Origin of the sequence: Nocardia farcinica (genome assembly GCF_029867845.1) — a bacterium.
GTDB classification, from domain to species: Bacteria; Actinomycetota; Actinomycetes; order Mycobacteriales; family Mycobacteriaceae; genus Nocardia; species Nocardia farcinica_A.
This window is the reverse complement of record NZ_JARWRU010000895.1, coordinates 1-9792: the sequence shown is the minus strand read 5'-3', so window position 1 is coordinate 9792 and position 9792 is coordinate 1. Positions and strand designations below refer to the sequence as shown.

The 9792-nt window shown below is 69.8% G+C and carries 9 protein-coding genes; all 9 read right to left on the bottom strand.

Annotated elements, in window-relative coordinates; genetic code table 11:
• Nucleotides 1-106: 106 nt before the first annotated feature.
• A complete protein-coding gene (locus QH283_RS19755) occupies nucleotides 107-1870 on the bottom strand; it encodes an ABC transporter ATP-binding protein (protein ID WP_280504472.1) in 1764 nt (587 codons plus the stop codon).
• Complete coding sequence (locus QH283_RS19750; RefSeq protein WP_280504471.1) at nucleotides 1870-4494, bottom strand: ABC transporter ATP-binding protein/permease; 2625 nt, start codon at nucleotides 4492-4494, stop codon at nucleotides 1870-1872. Before QH283_RS19750 ends, QH283_RS19755 begins: the two co-directional genes overlap by 1 nt.
• Before the next feature lie 131 nt (nucleotides 4495-4625).
• Nucleotides 4626-5420 (bottom strand): ABC transporter permease, encoded by a 795-nt coding sequence (locus QH283_RS19745; protein WP_280504470.1) that lies wholly within the window; start codon nucleotides 5418-5420, stop codon nucleotides 4626-4628.
• Complete coding sequence (locus QH283_RS19740) at nucleotides 5417-6154, bottom strand: ABC transporter ATP-binding protein (protein WP_280504469.1); 738 nt, start codon at nucleotides 6152-6154, stop codon at nucleotides 5417-5419. Before QH283_RS19740 ends, QH283_RS19745 begins: the two co-directional genes overlap by 4 nt.
• Nucleotides 6155-6241: 87 nt before the next feature.
• The gene (locus QH283_RS19735; RefSeq protein ID WP_280504468.1) at nucleotides 6242-6724 is read right to left on the bottom strand and encodes a hypothetical protein; all 483 of its coding nucleotides are present in this window, start codon (nucleotides 6722-6724) and stop codon (nucleotides 6242-6244) included.
• A 263-nt stretch (nucleotides 6725-6987) separates the two neighbouring features.
• Complete coding sequence (gene tatC / locus QH283_RS19730; protein WP_280504467.1) at nucleotides 6988-7947, bottom strand: twin-arginine translocase subunit TatC; 960 nt, start codon at nucleotides 7945-7947, stop codon at nucleotides 6988-6990.
• Between the two features lie 110 nt (nucleotides 7948-8057).
• A complete protein-coding gene (gene tatA, locus QH283_RS19725) occupies nucleotides 8058-8324 on the bottom strand; it encodes a Sec-independent protein translocase subunit TatA (protein ID WP_280504466.1) in 267 nt (88 codons plus the stop codon).
• Nucleotides 8325-8438: 114 nt separating this feature from the next.
• Nucleotides 8439-9470 carry a 2-dehydropantoate 2-reductase gene (locus tag QH283_RS19720; RefSeq protein WP_280504473.1) on the bottom strand — a complete coding sequence of 344 codons (1032 nt, stop codon included), beginning with the start codon at nucleotides 9468-9470 and terminating at the stop codon, nucleotides 8439-8441.
• A gap of 29 nt (nucleotides 9471-9499) precedes the next feature.
• Nucleotides 9500-9792 (bottom strand): helix-turn-helix transcriptional regulator (locus QH283_RS19715; RefSeq protein ID WP_280504465.1); only part of this gene is annotated, 293 nt, incomplete at its 5' end.

Below are 9792 nucleotides of genomic sequence, written 5' to 3'. Positions count from 1 at the left end.
TTTTCGCTTCGTCCTTATTTTTGCGCGCCCCCCTTTCCGCGTTCGCTGGCGTCGCGTTCGTCGAGGCCCGGCCCGGCGGCGCCGCGACTGCCTCCGGGACTCCGTCTCAGCTCCGGCCCGCGGGCACCGCGTCGGCGGTGATGCGCCAGTCTGCCGCGTCGTGCTGGTGTCGCCAGAACTCGGCGAACCGCCCGCCCGCGTCGAGCAGCTCCGAGACGGTGCCGTCCTCCACCACCCGGCCGCCGTCCAGGAACAGCACGCGATCCGCGCCCGCGATGGTCGACAGCCGGTGCGTCACCACGATCCGGGTGCGCCCGCGCGGGTCGGCACCGATGGCGGTGACCACCGCGGCCTCGTTCTCCGCGTCCAGGGCACTGGTGCCCTCGTCGACCAGCAGCACCGAGGACGGCTTGAGCAGCGCGCGGGCGATCGAGACCCGCTGGCGCTCACCGCCCGACAGGGCGGTGCCCGCTTCGCCGACCACGGTGTCCAGGCCATCGGGCAGGCGCTCGGCGAACTCGTCCACCCTGGCCAGGCGCAGCGCCTCGGCCAGCTGCTCCTCGGTGGCCTCCGGGTTGCCGGAGAGCACGTTCTCCTTGATGGTCCCGGCGAACAGGTAGGGCTGCTGGAACACCACGCTGCTCACCGCGGCACGGTGCGCGGCGTCCAGTTCGCCCAGATCCACGCCGCCGACCCGCACACTGCCCGCGTTCGGCTGCTCCAGCCCGGCCACCAGGGACAGCACCGTGCTCTTGCCCGCGCCGGACGGGCCGACGATCGCGGTGACCTCCCCCGCCCTGAACTCGATGTCCAACCCGTCGAGCACGGGCTCGTCGCCGTCCTCGCGGTAGCCGAAACGGACCGAACGCAATTCGACCGCGGCGGCCGACTCGGCGACCTCGGCGGTCCTGCCGCCGGATTCCGGGCCGGGCGTGTCGATGACGGTGCGGATATCGGCGAGGGCGGAGCGGCTGGTCTCCATCGCGGGCGCCAGATCGCGAATCGAATTGAACGGCTCGACGAAACGCACCACCACCACGATCAGCGCGATCGCCTCGGGGATGCCGATGGTCCCCTCCACCGCCAGCCAGGCGGTGGTGCCCGCCATGGCCAGCAGCGCGATCTGGGCGGCCACGGTGAACAGCAGCTGCCCGGGAATGCTAAGCAGCAGCAGGCGCAGGGTCGCGCCGTGCTGGGCGGCCAGCGCCGCACCGGCCTGACTGGTGGCGGGCTCCACGCGCCGGGCGGCGCGCAAGGCGGCCTGGGTGCGGGCGAATTCGATGATGCGGGCGGTCAGCGCGCTGTTCGCGTCGGCGGCAACCCTGTCGGCCTGCCTGCTGATGCGGTTGGCGCCCCACAGCGAGCCCAGCAGCAGCGGGACCGCGAGCAAGGCGACCAGACCGAGCTGCCAGGCGATCGGCACCAGCGCGATCGCGATGGCGATCGGCAGCAGGATGCCCTGGATGAGCGGGGTGAGCAGGTAGCCGACCAGGCCGACCAGATCGGGGCCGGTGCTTGCGATGGCGCGCCGCGCGGTGGTCGAGTTCTCCTCGGTGAACCAGCGCAACGGAATCCGCGCCACCTGCGCGGCCACCGAGCGCTGGGCGTTGTCGAGGATGCCGAAGCCCAGGTCGAAACCGATCCGATAGCCGATGGAGTCGACCACCCAGCCGACCGCGACGGCGAGGGTGAGCAGGCCGACCCAGCGCCAGGCCGCGCCGGGGTCGTCGCCGAACAGCTCGGCCACCAGCGGCACCACCAGCACGACGGCCACGGCCCGCACCAGGGTGGACACGACATTGAGCGCGAGATAGCCCGCCACGCGGCCACGCTGTTCGGCGGGCAGCAGGCCGATCACGGTACGGAACATCAGACGTTCTCCTTCGAAAGCGCACCCGCCACGACACCGGCCGACTGCCGCGTGCTCGCCTCCCACAGCCGGCGGTAGCGCCCGTCGGCGGCGAGCAGTTCGTCGTGGCTTCCGGTCTGGGTGATCCTGCCGTCCTCGAGCACGACGATGCGGTCGGCGCCGGTGACGGTGCGCAGCCGGTGCGCGATGACCAGCACGGTGCGTCCCGTGGTCAGGCGGTCGATGGCCCGCTGCACCAGGAACTCCGACTCCGGGTCGGCGAAGGCGGTGGCCTCGTCCAGGATCAGCACCGGGGTGTCGGCGAGCAGGGCGCGGGCGATGGTCAGCCGCTGACGCTCACCGCCGGAGAGGGTGACGTCGGCGCCGAGCACGGTGTCGTAGCCCCGCGGCAGCCGCAGGATGCGCTCGTGCAGCTGAGCGTCCTTCGCGGCCCGCACGATCGCCTCCTCGGAGGCGTCGGGAACGGCCAGGGCGATGTTCTCGCGCACGGTGCCGTGCACGAGCTGGGTGTCCTGGAAGACGAAACCGACCTTCGCGTACAGCTCGTCCTGGGTGAAGGTGGTGATGTCACGGCCGCCGATGCGGATCGCACCGGACTGCAGGTCGTGGAAGCGCGCCAGCAGCGCGGCCAGCGTGGACTTGCCCGCGCCGGAGGGACCGACCAGCGCGGTGACCGTGCCGGGCTCCAGGGTGAGCGAGACCTCCCGCACCACCGGCGCTTCCACGCGGTAGCCGAAGGTCACGGCGTCGAATTCCACGTGCCCGTCGGCCGCCTCGAAGCGGGTGCCGCCGGTTCGCACGTCCAATTCGTTCTCGTCCAGCGCCGCCTGGATGTTCTGCGCGGCCGGCCTGCCCTCGCGCAGGCCCATGAAGCCGTAGCCGATGCCGAGCAGGCGCGAGCCGAAAGTGGGGCCTAGGACCAGCAACGGCAACAGGGCGACCGCGTCCAGCGAGCCGCCCGCCACCAGGGCGGTGCCCACGACCAGGATCAGCCACAGGAAGGTGATCGGCCGGGTGATCAGGTCCATGGTGGCCTTCTTGCCGACGAACGGCCGCTGCCAGCCGTCGAGGAAGGCGATGTACTCGTCGAGGCTGCGCCGGAACGGCGAGGCGGCCGAACCGCCGAACACCCGGATCACTGGCTGGCCGTCCATGTAGGAGGTGGCCTCGCCGTTCATCCGCTCGGCCCAGCGCTGCGACTGCATGGTCTTCGGCCCCGAGGTAGCCATCATGGTCATCATCGTGATGATGTAGGCCAGGATCGGCACCAGCAGCAGCAGACCCATCCGCCAGTCCACCCAGATCAGGTAGACCAGCACCGCGATCGGGGCCACCACCGCGGCCACCGCGTCGGTGACCGCGTGCGTCACCAGGTAGTGCAGCGACAGGGTGTCCTTGCTGATCAGCTTGTCGATCTGGCCCGAGGTGCGGGTGGTGAACCAGCCGAGCGGCACGCGCGCCAGCTTGCTCAGCAGCCTGCTGCGCAGATCGCGGCTGAACCGGGCATCGACGGTGTGCAGCCACAGTTGCAGCGCCGCCTCCAGCACCGCGCCGAGCGCGAGCAGACCGACCGCCCAGCCGCCGAGCGCCCACAGGGTGCCGGTGTCGCTGCCCCGCACCAGATGCCGGGCCAGCTCCACCAGCAGCACGTAGGGCGCGAGTTGCAGCAGCGTCAGCAGCACCTGGAGCACGCCGGCGACCCAGAACTTGGGCTTCAGCTCGGCGAAGAGCTTGCTGCCCGCCTGCGAACGCCAATTGCCCCTGGTGGGCGCGACGGTCGCGGCGGCGGGTGCGGCGGCGGGCTCGATCACCTCGACGGCGGCCGCGGCCTCGGCGGCCTCCCGCCCGGCCTCCTCGACCTGCCCGGCCTCCTCGACCTGCCTGGTCTGCTCGACCTCGGCGCCGTCGCGCTCCTTGCCCATGGCGCGGCCGATGGCCCAGTAGGCCTGCTGATAGAACTCCGACTTGGGGAAGCCGAAGTCGTCCTTGACGCGGGTGCGGATGTGCTTGAGCGCCTTGGACTCCGGGCCGGCCCAGCAGTACCAGTTCGACCAGTCCCTGGTCTCCAGCGCGGCGGCCATGGCCTGGTCGGAGGTGCGGCGCACCCAGTGCACGCGCGCCAGCGGGTGTTCGGCGATCGGGATGAGCCGGTCGTCGTCGTGGTGCAGTTCCAGGTACACCTCGACCGAGACGTGTTTCGGGAGCGCGCGCAGGATGGAGTTGATAGCGGGCAGCGAGGCCGGATCACCGATGAGCAGGTAACCGGCGGGCAGATCCTCGGGGATGGCGAAACCGCGCGAGCCGAAGGAGGCGACCTCGATCTCCTCGCCCGGCCGCACCCGCTGCGCCCACGCCGAAGCCGGGCCCGCCGGCTCGTGCAGCACGAAGTCGACGGCGAAATTGCCGGTCGCCTCGTCGACTTCGGCGATGGTGTAACCGCGCTGGAATTCCTTGTCCGAACCGTCGGCGGCCGGGAACCAGATGCGCAGCCAGGCGGTCGGTTCGATGTCGATCTCGGCGAACAGCGTCGGCGCGGTCAGCCAGATCCGGCGCATCCGCGGGGTCGTCTGCTCGGAGCCGACGACCGTGGCGGTGTGGTACTGGATTCCGTACGCGCGGAGCATCGCCCCGGTGAATCCTCTGCGAGCCATTCAGCCATGTCCTCTCGCGTGCGACTTCGGTTAGCCTACACAAACTCAGGAGTTGCGGACCGCCACGCCGCCGAATCGGTACGCACCATCCGGCGTGCCGCGGGTCAGTTGTCGTTCTTCAGGTCCGTCAGCGACAGGCGAAGCACACCCGCCACGAAGAACACGACGCACAGCACGCCGAAGTACAGCAACGAGCCGTTCTCGCCGCCGAACATGCTGTCGAAGGTCGCCAGCTGGCCGACGCCGAGTTCCCCGTTCTTGAACGGCATCAGCCGCTGCACGGTCATGCCGACATCGCCGGGGATGAAATTGACGAAGACCTCGACGCCGAACTTCCACAGCAGCACGATCATCACCACGAAGCCCGGCTTGGGCACCAGCGCGGCGAGGCCGAGTCCGAGCGCGGAGACCAGCACCGTCAACAGCGGGATGCCGAACCACAGGCGCAGGCCCTCGGCGGAGAACAGGTCGACCCGGCCCCAGATGTCGGGCAGCAGACGCGGGAAGCCCCACAGGATGACGAAGGTGGTGGCCCAGGCGGTGAACGCGCCGATCGCGCCGAACACGATGAGCTTGGCGACCGGCAGCAGCCAGCGCCGCGGCTGGATGCCGAACACGATCTGCAGGGTGGTGTCCTTGAACTCCGAGCACAGCGAGGACACCCCGCCCGCCATCAGGATGAAGGTGGAGAAGACGATGATCCAGTAGGCGGCGTTGTTCGTGTCCATGCCGCCGGACCCGTCGATCTTGTTGCTCTGCGCGGCCATCGCGATGCCGTAGTTCAGCAGCACCGGGATCAGCACGGCGGCGGGCACGATCGTGTACCACAGGGCATTGCGCCAGGACAGCTTCGCGCATTCGCTGCGCACCGACCTGATCAGATACGTCGCGGTGCTCACCGCGCTCCCCCCTTCGCGGCGTATTCGACGCTGTTCCTGGTGATCTCGAGATAGGCCGACTCCAGCAGGCGCGGGCCGCTGCCATGCGCCAGGGTCTCCTCGCGGGTGGCGTCGGAGAGCACCTCGCCGCGGCCCATGATGGTGATCCGGGTGGCGGTGATCTCCACCTCGGTCAGGTCGTGGGAGGCCACCATGACGCACTTGCCGTCGGCGGCGAGGCCGGTGAGCAGCTCACGCAGCCACAGCGTGCCCTCGACGTCCAGGCCGTTGGCGGGCTCGTCGAGGATGACGGTGCGCGGATCGCCGAGCAACGCCGAGGCGATGCCGAGGCGCTGGAGCATGCCGTAGGAGAACTTGCCGACCGGCCGCTCGGCCACACTTCCCAGGCCGACCCGTTCGAGGACCGGGGCGACGGTGCTGTCGGGGAGGCCGCCGAGGCGGGCCTGCCAGCGCAGATGCTGTTCGGCGGTGTGCTTGGGATCGCGCGAGAAGGCGCCGAGGCTGAACCCGACCTCGCCGATGACGTTCTTCAGCTCGCGCAGCGGCGAGCCGTTGATGGTGATCGTCCCGGCATCCGGGGTGATCAGACCGGCGATCATGCGCATGAGCGTGGTCTTGCCCGCCCCGTTGGGCCCGAGCAGATAGGTGATCGCGCCGTCCTCGGCCCGGAAGTCGACCGACCGCACCGCGGTCTTGGCGCCGAAGCTCTTGGAAACGCTCGTGACTTCGATCATTCGCTGGGTCCGTACCTCTCCACACCCCTCGCAGCAGTGGAGCGACCCCCGGAGTCCGGGGATCGCTCCACCTACGGCATCTGTTCGTCAGTAACCGAAGCTCGGGTTACCGGCGCACTGCATCTCCTGGCAGATCGACTTCCAGTCGAACTTCCACAGGCCGCCCTCGCGGATCCAGTGGTAGGTGGTGTTGGTGGCCGGGACACCGGCCATCAGGCCCTGCACCGCGACCGACATGTGGTTGCCGGAGATGTTCACCGGACCGATGGCGCGACCCTGGATGGAGAAGAAGTCCATGGTGCGGCTGTTCTGCATGACCTGCTCGAGCGCGGCACGGGCGCCGGGGCCGTTGTAGCTGACCTCGATCTTGGGATCGATGCCGATGTTCGGGTTCCAGAAGGCCGCGAACTGACGCTCGATCTGATCCAGGCCCGGGGAATCGGAGCTCACGTAGAGGTCGTTCACCGAGGAGTTGCGGATCGAGACGTCGGCCGAAGCGGGCGAGGCCAGACCCAGTGCGAGCAATGCGGCGAAGACGCCGCCGACGACGACCTCGAGAATTTTGGACATGACACCCTTCTCACTCTGACCAGGGGGGAGATCCGGCCTCGACCGGATGTGCGCGAGACGTCCACGCCTCCCCGCCGTTGCGCGCGACGGGCTTTCGCCGCGAGCACAGCGTCAGCAACAGTAAACCGCAGTACTTAGGTGAGTCAAACCTAAGTCTCGGCGTGTCGCCCTCCCGAGCGGTTCGGGTGGCCAGGAGACCGTGCGCCGGGTACCGGCGCGTACCGCACCGGTGGTGTCAGGGGGTCGGTGTCAGAGGGGCGGTGTCAGAGGGTGTCGGAGAAATCCCCGGGTGAGCGAGTGGAGTGGGCCGGGAGGTCGGGATGGGCCGCCGAATGCGGCGGCGCGGGCGCCACCGGTTCGGGGGCGTCGATCTCGGAGGCCTCGTCGTCGCGCAACGCCGCGGCAGCCTCGCGCCTGGCGCGGCGGCGGTCGTTGATCCGGGCGATCTGCACCGCGAACTCGAACAGCACGGTCAGCGCGCAGGCCAGCGCGAGCATCGAGAACGGGTCCTGCGGAGTGACGACCGCGGCGAAGACGAACAGGCCGAAGATGATGCCGCGACGCCAGGCCTTGAGCTTCTCGTAGGGCAGCACGCCGACCGCGTTCAACCCGACGACCAGCAACGGCGTCTCGAAACTGACGCCGAAGATGATCAGCAGCTGGATGATGAAGGAAAAGTACTGCGAGCCGCTGAGCGCGGTGATCTGGGCGTTGTCGCCGATGGAGAGCAGGAAGCTCAACGCGTTGGCCACCACCACGTAGGCCAGTACCGCGCCGCTGACGAACAGCACCGAGCCCACGCTGACGAAGCTGATCGCGTACCGGCGTTCCTTGGCGTACAGGCCGGGGGTGATGAACGCCCACAGCTGATAGAGCCAGATGGGCGCGGCCAGCACCACACCCGCGGTGAAGCCCACCTTCATGCGCAGCATGAACTGCTCGAAGGGGGCGGTGGCGAGCAGGCGGCAGGTGCCGTCGGGGGTCAGTGCCGCGCGGGTCTTCGGCGGCAGCGAGCAGTACGGACCGGTGAGCATCTCACCGAGGCTGGGCAGCACCCACACCGAGTGCGCGTACCACAGGAAGCCGAGCACCGAGGTGATCAGCACGGCCGCGATCGATTTCAGCAGCCTGCTGCGCAGCTCCTGCAGATGTTCGACCAACGACATGGTGCCGTCGGGATTCGTCCTGCGCCTGCTGCGCCGAGGATCGAACGGGATTCGCATCGTGGTGGTGTGTCCCTGTGCTCGCGGGCCGTGGTCGCGGTGGGCGGCGCCCACCACCGGACAGCACTGGTCGGGGCGAGCGTGCGCTCACCCCGACGGAAGCGGTCGGCTCAGGCCGACTTCTGCTCGGGCTGCGTGGTCTGCGGAGCGGCGGGTTGCGGAGCCGGCTGACCGGCGGGCAGCTGCTGGGCGGGCTGCTGCACAGGCGCGGCGGACTGCTGCGGCGACTCGTTCTGCATCTGGTTGACCTCGCTCTTGAAGATGCGCAACGAGCGTCCGAGGCCACGGGCCGCGTCGGGCAGTCGCTTCGCACCGAAGAGCACCACGAACAGCAGCGCGATGATCAGCAGGTGCGACCAGCTGAACGTGCCTGACATGTGTACCTCCCAAGAAAGTGGTGTCCTCGATGCTACCGGACCCCCTCCGCGCTCATCCCGGCCTGTGGCCGATGGTGGGAGCAGTCACCGAAGCGGGCCCGACCAGCGGGTCCGCTACCGGGAACGGGCCGACCCGGCGCGACCCGACTCGGCCGCCTTCCGCAGCTCGGCCAGCAGCTCCTGCCCGCTCCAACGCCGCTGATCGCCCTGCTCGGCCTGGTTGATGAGCTGGATGAGCCGCTGGTTGACCGGGGTGGCCACCCCCGTCATCGCGCCGAGGTCGACCACCTCGCCGCACAGCCAGGTGATCTCGGTGCGCCTGCCCGCCGCCAGGTCGTCGGCCATGGACGAGCGCGCCAGCGGATCGATGGCCAGCACCCGGCCCGCCAGCAGGCGGAACAGCCAGGTCGGCACGGTCAGCACCGAGGCCATCAGCTCCGAGGGCAGCGCGGTGAGCCGGGCGGGGTGGATGCGCGCGCGGTGCATGACCTCGAGCGCCTCCTTCTGCGCCATCGCCACGCAGCGGCGGTAGTCGCGGTCGGCCAGTTCGTCGCGCAGCGGTAGCCCGGACAGCGCGTTGACCGGATTGTTCAGGTTCAACAGCAGCTTGGCCCACTGCACCGAGCGCAGGTCGTCGTGCCGTTGCAGGGGCAGTCCCGCGCGCTCGAACAGGTCGAGCCAGCCGAGCAGCGCCGGATCGTCCGGCACGGCGATGCCGCCCTCGGTGCCGCGATGGTAGTGCGCGCGATCGCGGCGGATGACGTTGAACAGCACCATGCCGGGCAGCACCACACAGGAGGGCAGGATGTCGCGCAGCACGGTGTCGTTGCCGATGCCGTTCTGCAGGCTGATCACCAGGGTGCCCGGCCGGATGCGCCCCGCGACGGCCCGCGCGGCGTCGGCGGTCGCCCCCGATTTCACTGTGACGAGCACCAGATCCGCGTTCGCGACGTCGTCCGGCTCGGTCGCCACCCGGAACCGGTCCGGCGCGACGTGCCGCTCGGCGCCCTCCAGGTCGGTCAGGTGCAGGCCGTCGGTGGTGATCTCGTCGAGCAGCCGCGGCCTGCCGACGAAGGTCACCTGCGCGCCCGCGCCCGCCAGCAGACCGCCGACGTACATGCCGATATTGCCCGCGCCGAACACCATGACCCGGTGCGACGCCCCGCCCCGCTCGCTCACATCGCCCCCACTTCGTCCAGACCCGCCTCCCGGTAGGCGGCCAGCGCCGCCTCCGAACGTTCACGCACCGCGGCCACCAGCTCGGCCGGGCCGATGGCGCGCACGCCCGCGCCGAAACCGAGCAGCAGCCGCGCCATCCAGTCCAGGGTGGCGAAACGCATGGTCGCCTCGATCGAGCCGTCCGGCCGGGTGGCCACCTTGTGCATCGGATACTGATCGAGCACCCAGCCGTGGTCCGGCCGGATGAGCAGGCGGGCCAGCGGGACGGCCGGGTCGTCCTGGAACAGGT

Coding starts and splice junctions, on each gene's coding strand:
- QH283_RS19755 (WP_280504472.1), bottom strand. CDS start 1,870: ATGTTCCGTACCGTGATCGGCCTGCTGCCCGCCGAACAGCGTGGCCGC.
- QH283_RS19750 (WP_280504471.1), bottom strand. CDS start 4,494: ATGCTCCGCGCGTACGGAATCCAGTACCACACCGCCACGGTCGTCGGC.
- QH283_RS19740 (WP_280504469.1), bottom strand. CDS start 6,154: ATGATCGAAGTCACGAGCGTTTCCAAGAGCTTCGGCGCCAAGACCGCG.
- QH283_RS19735 (WP_280504468.1), bottom strand. CDS start 6,724: ATGTCCAAAATTCTCGAGGTCGTCGTCGGCGGCGTCTTCGCCGCATTG.
- tatC (WP_280504467.1), bottom strand. CDS start 7,947: ATGCGAATCCCGTTCGATCCTCGGCGCAGCAGGCGCAGGACGAATCCC.
- tatA (WP_280504466.1), bottom strand. CDS start 8,324: ATGTCAGGCACGTTCAGCTGGTCGCACCTGCTGATCATCGCGCTGCTG.
- QH283_RS19720 (WP_280504473.1), bottom strand. CDS start 9,470: ATGGTGTTCGGCGCGGGCAATATCGGCATGTACGTCGGCGGTCTGCTG.